General features: G+C 63.3%; 17 protein-coding genes. 8 read left to right on the plus strand and 9 right to left on the minus strand.

Translation table 11 applies throughout. The features are described from left to right. The first annotated feature begins 9 nt into the window (after window positions 1-9). Together ACNFBR_RS12775 and ACNFBR_RS12780 are read left to right on the plus strand one after the other, a co-directional pair. Window positions 10-285, plus strand: coding sequence for a DUF1145 domain-containing protein (locus ACNFBR_RS12775; protein WP_416735220.1), 276 nt, complete (start codon window positions 10-12; stop codon window positions 283-285). Beyond that, entirely contained in the window at window positions 278-1,036 is a 759-nt protein-coding gene (locus tag ACNFBR_RS12780; RefSeq protein ID WP_416735221.1) for a collagen-like protein, read from the plus strand. The genes ACNFBR_RS12775 and ACNFBR_RS12780 overlap by 8 nt, the downstream gene beginning before the upstream one ends. Window positions 1,037-1,190: 154 nt before the next feature. On the opposite strand, the gene ACNFBR_RS12785 is transcribed toward ACNFBR_RS12780, so the two are convergent. Continuing rightward, window positions 1,191-1,655, minus strand: a complete 465-nt coding sequence (locus ACNFBR_RS12785) for a CopD family protein (RefSeq protein WP_416735222.1) — start codon at window positions 1,653-1,655, stop codon at window positions 1,191-1,193. Window positions 1,656-1,752: 97 nt separating this feature from the next. Here ACNFBR_RS12785 and dinG point away from each other — a divergent pair, with 97 nt between their 5' ends. The 5 genes from dinG (at window position 1,753) to pdxH (ending at window position 9,239) form a co-directional block, all read left to right on the plus strand. Further along, window positions 1,753-3,897 carry an ATP-dependent DNA helicase DinG gene (gene dinG / locus ACNFBR_RS12790; RefSeq protein WP_416735223.1) on the plus strand — a complete coding sequence of 715 codons (2,145 nt, stop codon included), beginning with the start codon at window positions 1,753-1,755 and terminating at the stop codon, window positions 3,895-3,897. Between the two features lie 79 nt (window positions 3,898-3,976). Then, entirely contained in the window at window positions 3,977-6,211 is a 2,235-nt protein-coding gene (locus ACNFBR_RS12795) for a beta-galactosidase (protein ID WP_416735224.1), read from the plus strand. A 139-nt stretch (window positions 6,212-6,350) separates the two neighbouring features. Continuing rightward, window positions 6,351-7,496, plus strand: coding sequence for a serine hydrolase domain-containing protein (locus ACNFBR_RS12800; RefSeq protein WP_416735225.1), 1,146 nt, complete (start codon window positions 6,351-6,353; stop codon window positions 7,494-7,496). A 99-nt stretch (window positions 7,497-7,595) separates the two neighbouring features. Beyond that, window positions 7,596-8,573 carry an OmpA family protein gene (locus ACNFBR_RS12805; protein ID WP_416735226.1) on the plus strand — a complete coding sequence of 326 codons (978 nt, stop codon included), beginning with the start codon at window positions 7,596-7,598 and terminating at the stop codon, window positions 8,571-8,573. An 18-nt stretch (window positions 8,574-8,591) separates the two neighbouring features. Beyond that, window positions 8,592-9,239 carry a pyridoxamine 5'-phosphate oxidase gene (gene pdxH, locus ACNFBR_RS12810; protein WP_416735227.1) on the plus strand — a complete coding sequence of 216 codons (648 nt, stop codon included), beginning with the start codon at window positions 8,592-8,594 and terminating at the stop codon, window positions 9,237-9,239. A 32-nt stretch (window positions 9,240-9,271) separates the two neighbouring features. Here the strand turns inward: pdxH and ACNFBR_RS12815 are convergent, their stop codons facing one another. Next, window positions 9,272-9,505 carry a hypothetical protein gene (locus ACNFBR_RS12815; RefSeq protein ID WP_416735228.1) on the minus strand — a complete coding sequence of 78 codons (234 nt, stop codon included), beginning with the start codon at window positions 9,503-9,505 and terminating at the stop codon, window positions 9,272-9,274. Between the two features lie 147 nt (window positions 9,506-9,652). On the opposite strand from ACNFBR_RS12815, the gene ACNFBR_RS12820 reads away from it, so the two are divergent. Continuing rightward, complete coding sequence (locus ACNFBR_RS12820) at window positions 9,653-10,117, plus strand: glycine zipper 2TM domain-containing protein (RefSeq protein ID WP_009684613.1); 465 nt, start codon at window positions 9,653-9,655, stop codon at window positions 10,115-10,117. Window positions 10,118-10,186: 69 nt separating this feature from the next. Here the strand turns inward: ACNFBR_RS12820 and nhaA are convergent, their stop codons facing one another. The 7 genes from nhaA to livH form a co-directional block, all read right to left on the minus strand. After that, entirely contained in the window at window positions 10,187-11,362 is a 1,176-nt protein-coding gene (gene nhaA / locus ACNFBR_RS12825; RefSeq protein ID WP_416735229.1) for a Na+/H+ antiporter NhaA, read from the minus strand. A 295-nt stretch (window positions 11,363-11,657) separates the two neighbouring features. Next, window positions 11,658-13,265: an NAD(P)/FAD-dependent oxidoreductase gene (locus ACNFBR_RS12830; RefSeq protein WP_416735230.1), complete on the minus strand. Its 1,608-nt coding sequence runs from the start codon at window positions 13,263-13,265 to the stop codon at window positions 11,658-11,660. A 103-nt stretch (window positions 13,266-13,368) separates the two neighbouring features. Beyond that, the gene (locus tag ACNFBR_RS12835) at window positions 13,369-14,043 is read right to left on the minus strand and encodes a COG3650 family protein (protein WP_416735231.1); all 675 of its coding nucleotides are present in this window, start codon (window positions 14,041-14,043) and stop codon (window positions 13,369-13,371) included. 178 nt (window positions 14,044-14,221) lie between these two features. Beyond that, entirely contained in the window at window positions 14,222-14,923 is a 702-nt protein-coding gene (locus ACNFBR_RS12840; RefSeq protein ID WP_003254879.1) for an ABC transporter ATP-binding protein, read from the minus strand. Then, window positions 14,924-15,691 carry a high-affinity branched-chain amino acid ABC transporter ATP-binding protein LivG gene (gene livG / locus ACNFBR_RS12845; protein WP_013973920.1) on the minus strand — a complete coding sequence of 256 codons (768 nt, stop codon included), beginning with the start codon at window positions 15,689-15,691 and terminating at the stop codon, window positions 14,924-14,926. Further along, window positions 15,688-16,944: a high-affinity branched-chain amino acid ABC transporter permease LivM gene (locus tag ACNFBR_RS12850; protein ID WP_416735232.1), complete on the minus strand. Its 1,257-nt coding sequence runs from the start codon at window positions 16,942-16,944 to the stop codon at window positions 15,688-15,690. The genes livG and ACNFBR_RS12850 overlap by 4 nt, the downstream gene beginning before the upstream one ends. Then, window positions 16,941-17,864: a high-affinity branched-chain amino acid ABC transporter permease LivH gene (livH, locus tag ACNFBR_RS12855; protein ID WP_003254876.1), complete on the minus strand. Its 924-nt coding sequence runs from the start codon at window positions 17,862-17,864 to the stop codon at window positions 16,941-16,943. Before livH ends, ACNFBR_RS12850 begins: the two co-directional genes overlap by 4 nt. Window positions 17,865-17,997: the final 133 nt, after the last annotated feature.

Consider the following 17,997-nt stretch of genomic DNA (forward strand, 5'->3'; position numbering starts at 1 on the left):
GGGCGGGGTATGAAGTTCATCCTGGGCCTGGGCAAGGTCCTGACGGTCGCTTTCTGGGGTGTGGTGTTGTTCAATCAGCTGATGCCACAACCCTTGCCCTTCAATCTGCTGATCAATGCCGCGGGTATCGTCCTGTTCGGCTTGCATCTGCTCGAAGTGCTGTTCTTCAATGGCAGCCTGCGTGGGCGCAGCCACCGCTGGTTCGACCGCTTGCAGATCCTGCTGACGGGTATCTTCCATGTCATGTCCATTCCCCGTGCGCAGGAGGCGCCGCGTAATGCGTAATCTGATGTTGCTGGCCATGTTGGCCGCTCCCCTGGCCCAGGCCGAAAGCCTGGAAGTCGCTGCCAATTCCATGCTGCGCCTGCCCGACAAGTCAGCCAGTGTGCACCTCACGCACCTGCGTGTCGCCGACGCGGCGACCTTGCTATTGCCGGCCTCGCTCGCGGAACTGAAGGTCGATCAACTTGAGCTTGGGCGTGATGCGCGTATCGCCATTGCACCTTCCGATAACCCGTTGCTGATTGAAGCGCGCAGCGCGCGGCTAGGCGAGGGCAGTGAGTTCAGTGCACCGGGGGCGGCGGGCAGTTACCAGCGTGCAGCCCGCTCGGGCCGCAGCCTGGACCTGAAACTGGCAGAACTGGATGCCGAGCGAGTCGCGATCGATGCCCGTGGCGGCGCCGGTGCGCCAGGTTATGTAGGGCTTGATGGTGGTAACGGCCAAGCCGGTGGCTGCACTTGGGGCCAGGCCAGCCGCGGTGCCAATGGTGACGATGGTGGCAATGGGCATGATGGCGCACCGGGTGGGCGTATTCGCCTGAGCGTGCCGCAGGGCTTCGCGCAAGAACGCATTGTCGTGCGCTTGGATGGCGGCGCACCGGGCAAGCCCGGGGCGGCAGGCAAGGCTGGTAAAGGTGGGGCTAGCAAGGGTTGCCTGGTGTACAGCACCGATGCTGGGGCCAATGGCCGGCCAGGGCAGCCGGGCCAGCCCGGCTTGGCAGGGGCGGCGGGGGAGTTGATCCTGGAGCACCTCTGAACGCTGGGGGGACCTCAGCTCAGACTACCTCTGTAGGAGCAGCCTTGTGCTGCGAAGAGGCCATACCTGTCGAAGAAAGGCTTTAGGCTTGCCGGCCTCTTCGCAGCACAAGGCTGCTCCTACAGGGATAACGCAGGTTTCAGAAAATCAGCGGTCAGAACATCAGGCGCGAGCTGGCCACTGCCACCACTGCCAGGCCCAGCAGCAGGTTGATGCCCACCATCCGCCGAATCCGCCCCAGCACCGCCGCACCCGTCGGCCAATCCTCGGCCAGCACGGCCGCTTTCAGCTCCGGCAGCAGCAACGCCTGAATACGCATGAACAAGGCGAACATGGCGATCCCGCCACCGATCATCACCTGCACGTACTTGGGCGCGGTCTCGAAACCGCTGAAGCGCAGGTGCAACATGCCGATACCACTTATCGCCAAGATCGCCACCGCCAGCCAGACCCAGCCGAAGAAGCGTCGGAAAACTTCCACCCACAAGCGCAGGCGGGCAGGCCCTTCAAGGGCTGCAACCGTTGCCGGGCGTAGCACCAGCCAGGCGAAGAACATGCCGCCGACCCATACCAGGGCGGCCAGAACATGCAGTGTGTAGGGCAGGGCAAAGGCGAGCATCCGGATCTCCATGCGGCACAAAGGGCAATAGCGGGGTATGATAGCCGCCCCGTGTGAAACACTGAAAATATATCCAGCCCTCCGGGCGCCGCAGACCATGATCAGCAACGAACTCAAAGCCACCATCCAGGGCGCCTATTCGCGTTTTCTCGAAGCCAAGAGCCTCAAGCCGCGCTATGGCCAGCGCCTGATGATCGCCGAAGTGGCCAAGGTGCTTGGCGACATTGCCTGCGACGATGAAGGCCGCCGTGCCGGCGAGCCTGCCGTGGTGGCGGTGGAGGCGGGCACCGGTACCGGCAAGACCGTGGCCTACAGCCTGGCGGCCATCCCGGCCGCCAAGGCCGCCGGCAAACGGCTGGTGATTGCCACCGCCACCGTGGCCCTGCAGGAGCAGATCGTCTTCAAGGACCTGCCCGACCTGATGCGCAGCAGCGGCCTCAACTTCAGCTTTGCCCTGGCCAAGGGCCGTGGCCGTTACCTGTGCCTGTCCAAGCTCGACATCTTGCTGCAGGAAGGCCACGCCCAGTCGGCCACCGCCCAGCTGTTCGAAGAAGAAGGCTTCCGCATCGAGGTCGACGAGCGCAGCCAGAAGCTGTTCACCAGCATGATCGAGAAGCTCGCCGGCAACCGCTGGGACGGTGACCGTGACAGCTGGCCCGAGGCTCTGGAAGACCAGGACTGGGCACGCCTGACCACCGATCACAGCCAGTGCACCGGCCGCCACTGCCCGAACTTCCAGCAGTGCGTGTTCTACAAGGCGCGCGAAGGCATGGGCAAGGTCGATGTGATCGTCACCAACCACGACATGGTCCTGGCCGACCTGGCGCTGGGCGGCGGCGCGGTATTGCCCGACCCACGCGATACCATGTACGTATTCGACGAAGGCCACCACCTTCCAGACAAGGCCATCGGCCATTTCGCCCATTATTCGCGGCTGCGTTCCACCGCCGACTGGCTGGAGCAGACCGCCAAGAACCTGACCAAGCTGCTGGCTCAGCATCCGCTGCCCGGCGACCTGGGCAAGTACATCGAGCAAGTGCCTGAGCTGGCGCGAGAAGTGCGCACCCAGCAGCAGTTCATGTTCACCCTGTGCGAACAGGTGGCTGACTTCCGCCCCAGCGAGGACACCGAAGGCCGTGAGCGCCCGCGTTACCGTTTCGAGGGTGGGGTGGTGCCGGAGCAGATTCGCGAAGTAGGCATCGAGCTGAAAAAGGGCTTTGCGCGCCTCAACGACCTGTTCACCCGCCTGGCCGACCTGCTCAAGGAGGGCATGGACGGCGAGGTCAACATCGGCATTGCCAGCCACCAGGCCGAGGAGTGGTATCCACTGTTCGGCAGCCTGGTCACCCGTGCCCAGGGCAACTGGGAGCTGTGGACGGCCTTTACCGCCGAAGACCCGGAAGACAGCCCCCCCATGGCGCGCTGGCTGACGCTGGCCGAGAGCGGCGCGCTGTTCGATATCGAAGTCAATGCCAGCCCCATCCTCGCCGCGGAAATGCTGCGTCGCAGCCTGTGGAGCGTGGCCCATGGCGCGCTGGTGACCTCGGCGACATTGACCGCGCTGGGCAAGTTCGACCGCTTCCGCATGCGCTCGGGGTTGCCGCGCGATGCCGTTACCTGCGTGGTGCCCAGCCCGTTCGTGCATGGCGATGCCGGCCTGTTGCGAGTCCCCGACCTGCAGGCCGACCCCCGTGATGCGGCGGCGCACACGGCGGCGATCATCCGCGAGTTGCCGAACATCGTCGAAGATGCCCGTGGCGCACTGGTGCTGTTTTCGTCACGCAAGCAGATGCAGGATGTGTTCGACGGCCTGGACCGCGACTGGCGCAAGCTGGTGCTGATCCAGGGCAACCTGTCCAAGCAGGAAACCCTGAACAAGCACAAGGCGCGGGTCGACGATGGCCAGCACAGCGTGTTGTTCGGCCTGGCCAGCTTTGCCGAGGGTGTCGACCTGCCGGGTGCTTACTGCGAGCATGTGGTCATCGCCAAGATTCCTTTCTCCGTGCCCGACGATCCGGTGGAAGCCGCTTTGTCGGAGTGGATCGAGGCCCGCGGTGGCAACCCATTCATGGAAATTGCCGTGCCCGATGCCTCGCTGAAGCTGATCCAGGCCTGTGGCCGCCTGCTGCGTACCGAGCAGGATCGCGGTGTCATTACCTTGCTCGACCGGCGCCTGGTCACCCAGCGCTACGGCAAGGCTATTCTCAACGCGCTGCCGCCGTTCCGGCGGGAGATTTCCTGATTGCCGGAGCACTTGCTCCGGTGCATTGTCCATTACTCAGTCTTGGGCCATGACGGCCCTGAAGGAGAGCACCAGCCTTATGGTCCGCCGTACCCTGCCCGCCGTTTTCGCCCTGTTGTTCAGCTCGCCTTTGCTGGCTGGGCAGCAGACGCTGTTCAGCTTCGTGCGTCCGGCCTCGGTGGTCAATGTGGCGACCGAGGATGCCGGCATGCCGCAGTACAACGCGGAGCAAACAGCCGAAGGCGAGGTGTTGCGGCGTGTGGTGTTCAACCCGGCCCAGCGGCCAACGTTGCGCCTGAGCCCGCAAGGTGGCGTGTGGGACTGGTCCGCCGGGCAGTTCCTGACCTTGCGCCTGCAAAGTGCCATGGATTGGGCGTTGACCGTGGATGTCACGGTGCAAGGCAGCGATGGTCGTACCTTGACCAGCCGTATCGACCTGCCGGCCGGCCCCGCGCAAACCGTGATGGTGCCGCTGACAGCCAGTTCGCCGCTGAGCCAGGGCATGCGCGCCGGCCCGCCAATGCCCTGGAACCATGCTGGCCAGCGGCTGTTGCTGACCAGCAGCGCCGGGGCGGTCGACCTGAAGCAAGTGGCCTCGGTCAGCCTGAGCATCCCCAACCCGAAGGTTGCGCAAAACCTGCTGATCGAACGGGTTGGCATTCAGGATGACGACCAGGCCTACCAGGCGGCCTATCACGAGCTGATCGATACCTATGGCCAGTCCACTCGTGGCAACTGGCCGGAGAAGGTTGCCAACGACGAGCAGCTCAAGGCGGCCGATACCCGTGAACAGCAGCAGCTAAAGGGCTGGCTGGCGGAACGAGGCAAGCAGCCACTGGACAGCTATGGCGGGCTGCTGGCCGGGCCGGCGTTCGAGGCCAAGGGCTTCTTCCGCACCGAGAAACGCAATGGCCGCTGGTACCTGGTAACGCCGGAGGGGCATCCGTTCTATTCCCTGGGGGTCAATGCGGTAGCGACAGACGGTGGTCGCACCTACGTCGCAGGCCGTGAAGGCATGTTCAAGGCGTTGCCGGGCGAAGGTGATGCACTGGCCGCATTCTATGGCGAAGGCAACAATGACGACGGCAATGCCTCTTCGCAAGGGCGCAATTTCAAGCAAGGCCGCTGGTTCGACTTTTATGCCGCCAACGTGCAACGTACCTACGGCAAACCCTGCCCACCTGCCGTAGAGGGGCAACCAGCCAACTGCCCGCCCCTGGTACTGGATGCCGATCGCTGGCAGGCACACGCGCTCGACCGTTTGCAGGCCTGGGGTTTCAATACGGTCGGCAACTGGAGCGAACCCGCGCTGGGCCAGGCCAAGCGAATGCCCTACACCTTGCCGCTGTCGATCGTGGGCGATTACGCCAGCATCAGCACCGGCATGGACTGGTGGGGCAGTATGCCCGACCCGTTCGACCCGCGTTTTGCCATGGCCACCGAGCGCGCCGTGGCTATCGCTGCACGTGATCACCGCGATGACCCTTGGCTGATCGGCTACTTCGCCGACAACGAACTGGCCTGGGCTGCCCCGGGCGACGACCCCAAGGCCCGTTATGGCCTGGCCTATGGCACCTTGCGCCTGACCACCGACGTGCCGGCCAAGCGCGCGTTTCTCAAGCAACTGCGCGACAAGTATCGCAACCAGGAAGGGCTGTCCAAGGCCTGGGGCATTGAGCTGACGGCCTGGGAATTGATGGAGGACCCAGGCTTCGAGGCGCCGCTGCCCAACCCGGAGCACCCGGAAATCGAACGTGACTTCCAGCACTTCCAACAGGTATTTGCCGAAACCTACTTCAAGACCATTGCCGACTCGTTGAAATGGCATGCGCCCAATCACTTGCTGCTGGGTGGCCGCTATGCCGTCAGCACACCCGAGGCGGTCAAGGCCTGTGCCGAGTTCTGCGATGTGCTCAGCTTCAACTTCTATACCCTCAAGCCGCAGGACGGCTACGACTTCGCTCGCCTGGCCGAACTGGACAAGCCGGTGCTGGTGTCCGAGTTCCAGTTTGGTTCGCGCGATCGCGGGCCGTTCTGGCCGGGGCCACTGGAGCTGGCGCGAGAAGAAGACCGTGGCCCGGCCTACGGCAATTTCCTCAAGGCCGCCCTGGCGCAGCCGATGATCGTTGGCGCGCACTGGTTCCAGTACCTCGACCAGCCGGCCAGCGGTCGCTTGCTCGATGGCGAGAACGGCCACCTCGGGCTGGTGGCGATCACCGATATGCCCTACCCGGGGTTTGTCGATGCTGTGCGCAAGAGCAACCTGCAGGCCATGAGCCAACTGCGTGGCGAACTGGAAAAACCGGTCCCTTAGCAAACGCGCTCCCACAGGGGGGCGCTCTGCATCGAAGGCTACCGTTCGTCGCTACCATCTGGCCCAAGCCAGTTTGCAAAACGCCAAACTACTGAAACAATGCACACCTTTTTGGATATGGTCGTACGGAGAGCAGCGGGTGCAGATCCAGGGTCACTATGAGCTGAAGTTCGAAGCCGTGCGCGAAGCTTTTGCCGCGCTGTTCGATGATCCCCAGGAGCGTGGCGCCGCGCTGTGCATCCAGGTGGGTGGCGAAACCGTCGTCGACCTGTGGGCCGGCAGTGCCGACAAGGACGGCCAGCAGGCCTGGCACAGCGATACCATCGCCAACCTGTTCTCCTGCACCAAGACCTTCACCGCTGTTACCGCACTGCAATTGGTCGGCGAGGGCAAGCTGGCCCTCGATGCCCCGGTGGCCAATTACTGGCCCGAGTTTGCCCAGGCCGGTAAACAGTCGATCACCTTGCGCCAGTTGCTCAGCCACCGCGCCGGCTTGCCGGCCATCCGTGAGCTGCTGCCCGCCGAAGCCTTGTACGACTGGCAGGCCATGGTCGATGCCCTGGCGGCCGAGACACCGTGGTGGACGCCCGGCACGGAACACGGCTACGCCGCCATCACCTATGGTTGGCTGATCGGCGAACTGATCCGCCGTGCCGACGGCCGGGGCCCCGGCGACTCGATCGTGGCCCGCACTGCTCGGCCGCTGGGGCTGGATTTCCATGTTGGCCTGGCCGACGAAGAGTTCCACCGCGTGGCGCATATCGCCCGTGGCAAGGGCAACCCCGGGGATGCCGCAGCGCAGCGTTTGCTGCAAGTGACCATGCGCGAGCCCGAGGCGCTGTCGACCCGTGCCTTCACCAACCCGCCGGCGATCCTGACCAGCACCAACAAGCCGGAATGGCGGCGCATGCAGCAGCCAGCGGCCAATGGGCATGGTAACGCACGCAGCCTGGCGGGCTTCTATGCCGGTTTGCTGGACGGCAGCTTGCTCGAATCGGAACTGCTCGATGAACTGACTCGCGAGCACAGCCTGGGCCAGGATCGTACGCTGCTCACCCAGACCCGTTTCGGCCTGGGCTGCATGCTCGACCAGCCCGATGTGGCCAACGCCACCTTTGGCCTCGGCGCCCGCGCCTTTGGCCACCCCGGTGCCGGTGGTTCGGTCGGTTTTGCCGATCCGGAGCACGATGTGGCCTTCGGTTTCGTGGTCAATACCCTCGGCCCTTATGTGCTGATGGACCCACGCGCGCAAAAATTGGTACGTGTCCTTGCCAGTTGCCTTTGATCGGGTAATGCGGGTATTGCCCCACCCCTTTGACTATCCTCAATGCCAACGCCTCAAGTGCCTAGGCAAAATATCTTTCTATTTCATGGTGTATCGCTGATGTCTTCACATAAAACCTTAGCACTCGCCCTGTGCCTGACCGCCGTTACCGGCTGCGCCAGTCACTCCCCGGACGGCTCCAAGGAAGGTGGCTCCAGCTGGTGGCCTTTCGGTTCGGACAAGGTCGCCGAGCAGGAGGTGAAGGCAGCCGTCACTGAAAACGTGGCCAAGGCTGACGCCAAGTCGGAAAGCGCCAGCCGTTGGTGGTGGCCGTTTGGTGGCGATGATAAGCAGGCCAAGGGCCCAGTGGTGCCGAAGATTGACCAGAAGGCCACCCAGGCCTGGCTGGACGAATACGAGCCCAAGCTGCGCGAAGCGATCAAGGACAGCAAGCTGGAGCTTGAGCGCCGCGACAATGTGCTGGCGGTAACCTTGCCGGTCGACAGCTCGTACAACCCTGACCGCCCGAACATGCTGCTGCCCATGACCCTCGGCCCGATCACCCGCGTGGCCAAGACCGTCGAAGGCGACCCCAAGACTGCCGTGCTGGTACTCGGTCATGCCGACACCAGCGGCGTTGCTGCTGCCAACCAGAAACTCAGCCTGGAGCGCGCCGCTTCGGTCTCGGCCATCTTCCGCCTCAGCGGCCTGCAACGTGACCGCCTGACCCTCAAGGGCATGGGCTCGGTGATGCCGCGCGCCGCCAATGACAGCGCCGAAGGTCGTGCCCTGAACCGTCGCGTGGAAATGCTGCTGACCCCGCAAAACACCATGGTCGCACTGCTGGCCAAGTACCAGCAGGCCGCCCCGGCACCGGCGCCGACCTCGATGGTGGCCGTACAGGATGCCAAGGCACCAGCCGCCAAGGCCGCCGACAGCAAGCCGGCTGCCAAGCCTGCGGCGAAGAAGCCCGTGGCCAAGGCCAAGGCACCTGCGAAGACCGCGGCCAAGAAGAAAACCGCACCGGCCAAGCCTGCCGCCAAGAAAGCTACCACTGACAAGAAAGTAGCTGCCAACAGCCCTGCGAAGACCAACTGATCGTCAAGGAACGCAGCAATGACCCAATCCCTGGCCGATATGCGCCGCGACTACACCCGTGATGGCCTGGCCGAAGCCCAGGCACCGGGCGAGCCGTTCGCCCTGTTCCACCAGTGGTTTGCCGATGCGGTGAAAACCGAGCAGGTACCGGTGGAAGCCAACGCCATGACCCTGGCCACTGTGGACGGCGAAGGCCGTCCGCATTGCCGCGTATTGCTGCTGAAGGGGCTCGATGAGCAGGGTTTCACCTTCTTCACCAACTACGACAGCGCCAAGGGCCAGCAACTGCAAGCCAACCCCTATGCGGCCATGACGTTTTTCTGGCCGGCGCTGGAGCGTCAGGTGCGCATCGAAGGCCGGGTGGTAAAGGTTACAGCCAAAGAGTCGGACGACTACTACCAGGTGCGCCCACTGGGTAGCCGCCTGGGGGCCTGGGCTTCGCCACAGAGCCGGGTCATTGCCGGGCGCGAAGAGCTGGAAGGCTTGGTCAAAGCCACCGAAGCACGTTTCTCCGACACCCAGCCGCACTGCCCCGAGCATTGGGGCGGCTACCGTTTGTTGCCTGAGCGCATCGAGTTCTGGCAGGGGCGGGCGAGCCGTCTGCATGACCGCTTGAACTACCGGTTTGTGGATGGGCAATGGCTGCGCGAGCGGCTGGCACCCTGAGTACCTGGGGCTGCGCAGCAGCCCCAATCCTCCTACCCCGAGTACCCCGCAGCTTCCCGTTCCAACCACGCCGCCAACTGTTTGCGCCCCACCTTATCCGATCGCGCCTGCTCCAGCCTCTGCAGCATGTACGCGCGCTTCCCTGGGTCAGCTCCCGCCAGCGACAACGCCAGGTCGCGGTCCATCCAGCGGCGCATGCGCACATACAACCACCCGTGGAAATACAACCCCGCAACGGTGGTGACCACGACGATGAAGTAATCCATGGCTATCCTTGGTCTCACTTGAAAGGCCTTCGACACAGCCCAGCAGGCTGTACCCCGGCTGAATGAAAACAATTTTATTACGTTTGTACCGTGACAGCCGTCAATGTGCAGCGTCTAATGAGCACCTGACTTATGGAGACTTTACCCATGCGTAAATCCGCTTTGCTGGTGGCGACCTTCACCACCATGTCGCTGCTGCTGGGGGGCTGTGCCTCGAGCCTGACCGGTGACAGCTACTCCCGTGACGAAGCCCGCCGCGTGCAAACCGTGCGTATGGGCACCATCGAGTCCCTGCGCCCGGTCAAGATCGAGGGTACCAAGACCCCAATCGGCGGTGGTGCCGGTGCCATCGTCGGTGGCGTCGCCGGTAGCGCCGTCGGCGGCGGTCGCGGCAGTATCGTTGCTGCGGTGATCGGTGCTGTTGCCGGTGGCCTGGCCGGTTCCGCTGCCGAAGAAGGCCTGACCCGCACCCAAGGTGTCGAAATCACCGTGCGTGAAGATGACGGCAGCATGCGTGCCTATGTGCAGGCCGTGCAGGAGAACGAAATCTTCCGTGTTGGCGACCGCGTTCGCATCATGACTGTCGACGGTACCAGCCGCGTTTCGCACTGACCTTAGCGCAGTCAAACAAAACCCCGACATGGCGGCTGCCAGTCGGGGTTTTTTCATGCTTCAGCCGCGTCAACCGACACGGGTTTTGCGGCTGGCCATGGCGGTGACGGCGTAGCCAAGCACTGCGGCGAAGAATGAGCCGGTAAGAATGCCCATGCGATCCATGCCGGCATATTCACTGCTACCCGGGGCAAAGGCGAGCGAGCCAACGAACAGGCTCATGGTGAAGCCAATGCCACAGAGTATCGCCACCCCCAGTATTTGCCCCCAGCCAGCACCCGCAGGCAATGCGGCCAGGCGCAGCTTGACCGCCACCCAGGTCAGGCCGAAAACCCCCACGGTCTTGCCCAGCAGCAGGCCGACCGCGATGCCCATCGGCACTGGGTGGGTGAAGCTTTCTACGGTCATGCCCGCCAACGAAACGCCGGCATTGGCGAAGGCGAACAATGGCAGGATGGCATAGGCCACCCAGGGGTGCAGGGCGTGTTCCAGGGCCAGCAGCGGCGACCTTTCGGCGTTGCGCGTGCGCAGCGGGATGCACAAGGCCAGGGCGACACCGGCCAGGGTGGCATGCACGCCACTCTTGAGCACGCAGACCCACAGGATCAGGCCAACGACCATGTACGGCCCAAGCTTGACCACGCCAAGCCGGTTCATCGCCACCAGCACCACCAGGCAGGCTGCAGCCAGCAGCAGCGAAACGCTCGACAGGGTGCCGGAGTAGAACAGGGCAATGACAATGATCGCCCCCAGGTCGTCGATGATCGCCAGGGTCATCAGGAACAGTTTCAGCGATACCGGTACGCGCTTGCCCAGCAGGGCCAGGACGCCAAGGGCGAAGGCGATGTCGGTAGCGGTGGGGATTGCCCAGCCGGCAACGGCCGCCGGGTTGTCACGGTTGATGAACCAGTAGATCAGTGCCGGCACTACCATGCCGCCCACGGCAGCAGTGGCTGGCAGGATCACCTGGGACGGCTTGGACAGGTGACCGTCGACCACCTCGCGCTTGACCTCCAGGCCGATGAGCAGGAAGAACAGGGCCATAAGGCCGTCGTTGATCCACAGCAGCAAGGGTTTGGCGATGTTCAGCGCGCCGACCTGGACGGCGACGGGCACGTCGAGCAGCCCGCTGTACAGGTAGGACAGTGGCGAGTTATTGATGATCAGCGCCAGAACGGCGGCGGCGATCAGCAGCAGGCCGCTGGCGGCTTCAAGTTGGAAAAAACGGGTTAACAGGCTACGCACGGGCTATAGGCTCTCCATGGGCAGTTTACGAATGGTGCGGGCGTACACCCTAGCCTGTGACGATATTCTTTAAAACAAAAACTATATTCGTTTTTGTTATATGGTGTTGCTGGCTGGGCTCAGGCAAGCCTAGATGCAGATCGGGAGGGAAGGGGAAGGGAAAATCCGGTGTTTGGATTGGATATTTCTGATTCCTGGAAGGGCCTCTTCGCGGGCTCGCCCGCTCCCACAGTGGCATCGGCGTCCCTGTGGGAGCGGGCGTGCCCGCGAAGAGGCCTTGGAAGGCCACAAGTGATCAGAGGCCGAGCATATCCCGCGCTACCGCTTCGGCAATGCGGATACCATCCACACCTGCCGACAGGATCCCGCCCGCGTAACCGGCCCCTTCGCCTGCCGGGAACAGCCCCTTGAGGTTCAGGCTCTGGTAGTCCTCGCCACGGGTAATGCGCAATGGCGACGAGGTACGCGTCTCGATCCCGGTCAACACTGCATCGTGCAGGTTGTAGCCCTTGATCTGCCGATCGAACGCCGGCAGTGCTTCACGGATCGCCTCGATGGCGAAGTCCGGCAGGCTCGGCGCCAGGTCACCCAGGGTCACGCCTGGCTTGTAGGATGGCTCGACGCTGCCCAGCGCGGTCGACGGCCGGCCGGCGACAAAGTCACCCACCAGCTGCGCCGGGGCCTGGTAGTTGCTGCCACCCATCACGTAGGCGTGGGCTTCCAGGCGCTCCTGCAGTTCGATACCGGCCAGCGGACCACCCGGGTAGTCACGCTCGGGGTCGATGCCAACGACGATACCGGAGTTGGCGTTACGCTCGTTACGCGAGTACTGGCTCATACCGTTGGTGACCACCCGGCCTGGCTCGCTGGTGGCCGCGACCACGGTGCCACCTGGGCACATGCAGAAGCTGTACACCGAGCGGCCGTTCTTGGCGTGGTACACCAGCTTGTAGTCGGCGGCGCCGAGTTTCGGGTGGCCGGCGTACTTGCCCAGGCGCGCTTTGTCGATCAGCGTTTGCGGGTGCTCGATGCGGAAACCGACCGAGAACGGCTTGGCTTCCATGTACACGCCTTTGGCGTGCAGCATACGGAAGGTGTCGCGGGCACTGTGGCCAAGGGCCAGGACCACATGGCGCGAGTGCAGTTGCTCGCCACTCTCCAGTACCACGCCGGTCAGCTGGCCGTCTTCGACCAGCAGGTCGGTGACCTTCTCCTGGAAGCGCACTTCGGCGCCCAGGGCAATCATGTCCTGGCGCATCTGCTCGACCATGCCGGTGAGGCGGAAGGTACCGATGTGCGGCTTGTTGATGTACAGGATTTCGTCCGGCGCACCCGCCTTTACGAATTCTTCCAGTACCTTGCGGCCGTGGTGCTGCGGGTCCTTGATCTGGCTGTACAGCTTGCCGTCAGAAAAGGTGCCGGCGCCGCCTTCGCCGAACTGCACGTTGGACTCTGGGTTGAGCACGCTCTTGCGCCACAGGCCCCAGGTGTCCTTGGTGCGCTGGCGCACTTCCTTGCCGCGTTCGAGGATGATCGGCTTGAAGCCCATCTGTGCCAGCAGCAGGCCGGCAAAGATGCCGCAGGGGCCGAAACCGACCACGATCGGGCGCTCCTGCAGGCCTGCCGGGGCGTGGCCGACGAACTTGTAGGTGACGTCTGGCGCCGGGCCGATATTGCGGTCGTCGGCGAATTTGCCAAGCAATTCGGCTTCGTTGCTGGCTTCCAGGTCGATGGTGTAGATGAACAGCAGTTCGCTGTTCTTCTTGCGCGCATCGTAGCTGCGCTTGAACAGGTTGAAGCTGAGCAGTTGCTCGTCGCGGATGCCCAGGCGCTGGACGATGGCTTCACGCAACGCTTCGTCGGGATGGTCCAGGGGCAGCTTCAGTTCGGTGATTCGTAGCATGGCAGGGTCCAGTATCCCGGCCATGGGCGGCCGGCGGCTTTACACAAACCGCCAAGTATAAGCTGTTCGCCGCCCTGACTGGCAGGATAAAAGCGCCCGGCGATCAGTTGTCGCGTGCGCCACCGTAGTAGCCGCAGCCTTGCAAGGTCTTGCCGTCGATGCGCAACTCGGCACGCAGATGGCGCACGGCGCCGCTCATGCTGTCGGCGCAGCGTTGCGGGGCGACCCACAGTTCCACGTGCTGACCGTTGGCTTCGCTGCTCAGGGTCAGGCCGCCGCCGGGCACTTCTTCTTCAAGGAACGGCAGGGGCAGCGGATCTTGGCCGGGGCGCTCTATGATCATCCCCTTGCCGCTGGCTTTCACCGCCCAGAACGGCTCTTGGCCGCTGGCGCGCAGGGTCAGCTGTTTGAAGTTGGGGTCGTCACAGGCACGGGTGGAAGGTTCCAGGCGGTACAGGCGGCGTACTTCCAACTGGCCGTCGTTGTTGGCCTGCTTGCTGCCGGTGAGGCGGCCACGGACGTCGGCGAACAACTTGTCGTTGGCATCCTTGGCGAGGTTGGCGGCCTCTTGCAGGATGCCGGTGGTGCCGACGTCATTGATCACGAAGGTGCGGTTTTCACTGCATGGCTTGAACAGCAACTGGCCACCGGCGGCACGCAGTTCGCCCTGCATGCGCGTGGTGCCGATGTTCGGGTCGCTGGGGGCGTCAGCCATGAGCTGGCAGCCGGCGAACAGGGGCAGCAAGGCGGTGAACAGCAGGGTGGGGGTGAGGCGCATGGGGCGGGCTCCGGGGAATCTTTGCCGTGAAAGCTGGCCACGTTACTCAGGCTGGCGGTGGATCTCAAGTTAATGGTTAACCGCGCTGGCCTCTTCGCGGGCTTGCCCGCTCCCACAGGTATGGCACTGGCCATGCGTTGGTGACAGGCAGAAAAAAGGGCCCGAAGGCCCTTTTCGTTTAACCGCCGAGGTACGCGTCGCGCACCTTCGGGTCAGTCAGCAGTGCTTCACCCGTTCCTTGCATCACCACCCGGCCGTTCTCCAGCACGTACGCCCGGTCGGCGATTTTCAGCGCCTGGTTGGCGTTCTGCTCCACCAGGAACACCGTCACGCCATCGCGGCGCAGCTGTTCGATGATGTCGAAGATCTGCTGGATGATGATCGGCGCCAGGCCCAGCGAAGGCTCGTCGAGCAGCAGCAGCTTGGGTTTGCTCATCAACGCCCGGCCAATGGCAAGCATTTGCTGCTCGCCACCGGACATGGTACCGCCACGCTGGATGTACCGTTCCTTCAGGCGCGGGAACAGCTGCAGCACCTTGTCCAGCTGCTCCTGGTAGTCGCCCTTGTCGGTGAAGAAACCACCCATCGCCAGGTTTTCCTCGACGGTCAGGCGGGCGAACACGCGGCGGCCTTCCGGCACGACGGCGATGCTCTTGCGCATGATGTGCGAGGATGGCTGGCCGACCAGTTCTTCACCCAGGTACTTGATGCTGCCACTGTGCGCCTGCGGCGAGCCGCACAGGGTCATCAGCAAGGTCGACTTGCCGGCGCCGTTGGCGCCGATCAGGGTGACGATCTCGCCCTGGTTGATCTCCACATTGACGCTGTGCAGCGCCTGGATCTTGCCGTAGAAGGTGGAAACGTTTTCGAACTTCAGCATTTACGCTTCCCCCAGGTAGGCTTTGATCACGTCAGGGTTGTCGCGAATCTCTTCCGGCGTGCCGTGGGCCAGAGGCGTGCCCTGGTTGATCACCACGATATGGTCGGAGATGCTCATCACCAGCTTCATGTCATGCTCGATCAGCAGCACAGTGACGTTGTGCGACTCGCGCAGGTAGGCGATCAATGCCTTGAGGTCTTCGGTTTCCTTTGGGTTCAGGCCCGCGGCCGGTTCGTCGAGCATGATGATGCGTGGCTGGGTCATCATGCAGCGGGCGATTTCCAGGCGGCGCTGCTGGCCGTAGGCGAGGGTGCCTGCGGTACGGTTGGCGAATTCGGTCAGGTTGACCTTTTCCAGCCAGTACTGCGCGCGTTCCATGGCCTCCTTCTCGCTGCGGCGGAAGCTTGGGGTCTTGAACAGGCCGGCGAAAAAGTTGGTGTTGAGGTGGCGGTGCTGGGCGATCAGCAGGTTTTCCAGCGCGGTCATCTCCTTGAACAGGCGCACGTTCTGGAAGGTCCGCACCACGCCCTTGCGGGCGATCTGGTGGCCGGCCAGGCCCTGGATTGGCTGGCCATCGAGCAGGATGGTGCCGCCGCTGGGTTTGTAGAAGCCGGTCAGGCAGTTGAACACCGTGGTCTTGCCGGCGCCGTTCGGGCCGATCAACGCCACCACTTGTTTTTCCTTGACGGTCAGGCCCACGCCATTGACCGCCAACAAGCCGCCGAAGCGCATGCTCAGGCCGCTGACTTGCAGAATTTCGCGGCTCATCGACGCAGCTCCATGTGTGGACGTTGCATAGGCAGCAGGCCTTGCGGACGCCAGATCATCATCAACACCATCAGCGCACCGAACATCAGCATCCGGTATTCGCTGAACTCACGCATCAGCTCGGGCAGCAGGATCATCACGATGGCCGCGAGAATCACGCCCAGTTGCGAGCCCATGCCGCCAAGCACGACGATGGCGAGGATGATCGCCGATTCGATGAAGGTGAACGACTCCGGCGTCACCAGGCCTTGGCGTGCGGCGAAGAAGCTGCCGGCGAAACCGGCGAAGCAGGCACCCAGGGTGAATGCCGAGAGCTTGATCACAGTCGGGTTCAGGCCCAGTGCACGGCAGGCAATCTCGTCTTCACGCAGGGCTTCCCAGGCGCGGCCGATCGGCATGCGCAGCAGGCGGTTGATCACGAACAACGCCAGCAAGGCCAGCAGCAGGGCTACCAGGTAGAGGAAGATGACCTTGTTGATCGAGTTGTATTCCAGCCCGAAGAACTCGTGGAAGGTTTGCATGCCCTCGGCGGCGCGGCGTTCGAAGGTCAGGCCGAAGAACTCCGGCTTGGGGATGTTGCTGATGCCGTTGGGGCCGCCGGTCCAATCGGTGAGGTTGCGCAGGAACAGGCGGATGATCTCGCCGAAGCCGAGGGTCACGATCGCCAGGTAGTCACCACGCAGGCGCAGTACCGGGAAGCCAAGCAGGAAGCCGAAGGTGGCGGCCATCAAGCCGGCAATCGGCAGGCACACCCAGAAGCTCCAGCCCAGGTAGTGCGAGAGCATGGCGTAGCTGTAGGCGCCGACGGCATAGAAGCCCACGTAGCCGAGGTCGAGCAGGCCCGCCAGGCCGACCACGATGTTCAGGCCAAGGCCCAGCAACACGTAGATCAGGATCAGCGTGGCGATGTCGACCGCACCTCGGGAACCGAAGAACGGCCACACCAATGCCGCCACGATCAGGCCCATGATCACGTAGCGCTGGGTTTTCGGCAGGGTCAGATAATTGCTGACAGCCGGTGGGATCAGCTTGCGATCCGAACGGCGGCCCATCACTGAACTCCACTGCTTGTCGAACAGCACACGCAGGAACATCAGCACCGAGCACACGGCGATGATGCTGATGGTGAACGAGCCCTGACTGTGCACAGCCAGGCTGATGCCGTCGATGCTCAGTTTCAGGCCCAGCACCGGGAAGGCCACGGCCCATACCAGCAAGGCGCTGAAGAACGCCTGTTTGAGATTTCTGTTCATACTTTTTCAACCTCCGGGCGGCCCAGGATGCCGGTCGGCCGGAATAGCAGGACAAGAACCAACAAGCCGAATGCCACCACGTCCTTGTACTGGTCGCCGAAGATATCGGCGCCGAACGCTTCGGCCACGCCCAGCACCAGCCCGCCGAGCATGGCGCCCGGGATGCTGCCGATGCCACCCAGCACCGCCGCGGTGAAGGCTTTCAGGCCCACCAGGAAACCGGCGTTGGGGTTGATCACCCCGTACTGCATGCTCAGCAGCACGGCCGCCACGGCAGCCAGGGCGGCACCGATGACGAAGGTGAGGGCGATGATGTTGTTGGTGTTGATGCCCAGCAGGTTGGCCATCTTGATGTCCTCGGCGCAGGCGCGGCAGGCGCGGCCCAGGCGGGAGCGGGAGATGAACAGGGTGAGCAGGGTCATGGCCACCAAGGTGACGACGAACACCAGGACCTGCATGTAGCTGATCAGTACTTCTTCAGCACCGCCTGGCCCGAAGGAGAAGCTGCCGGGGATCAGGTTGGGGATGGACTTGTCCTTGGAGTCTTGCGACAGCAAGACGGTGTTCTGCAGGAAGATCGACATGCCGATGGCGGAAATCAGCGGGATCAACCGGTTGCTGTTGCGCAGGGGGCGGTAGGCAACCCGTTCGATACTGTAGCCATAGGCACTGGTGACGAAGATCGTCGCGACGAAGGCGACGGTCATCAGGATCGGCAGCGAATGGATACCCATCATGGCCAGGCCCGCCAGGGCGATGAAGGCCACATAGGAACCGATCATGTACACCTCGCCGTGGGCGAAGTTGATCATGCCAATGATGCCGTACACCATCGTGTAGCCGATGGCGATCAAGGCATAGGTGCTGCCGATGGTCAATCCATTAACCAGTTGTTGGAAGAAATGGTAGATCTCAGGCATTACAGCGCTCCTAAAAACCTGATTTGCATTTCGCTGGCGGGGGTAGGCCAGGAAACCGCGGGTGACGGTTTTAAGATTTTCAGGTGAGCCCGCCCCCGGATCGCGGGGATCAGGCCCATGAACCTCGTAAAAC

The sequence above is a fragment of the Pseudomonas sp. NY11955 genome (assembly GCF_048068035.1).
Taxonomy (GTDB): domain Bacteria; phylum Pseudomonadota; class Gammaproteobacteria; order Pseudomonadales; family Pseudomonadaceae; genus Aquipseudomonas.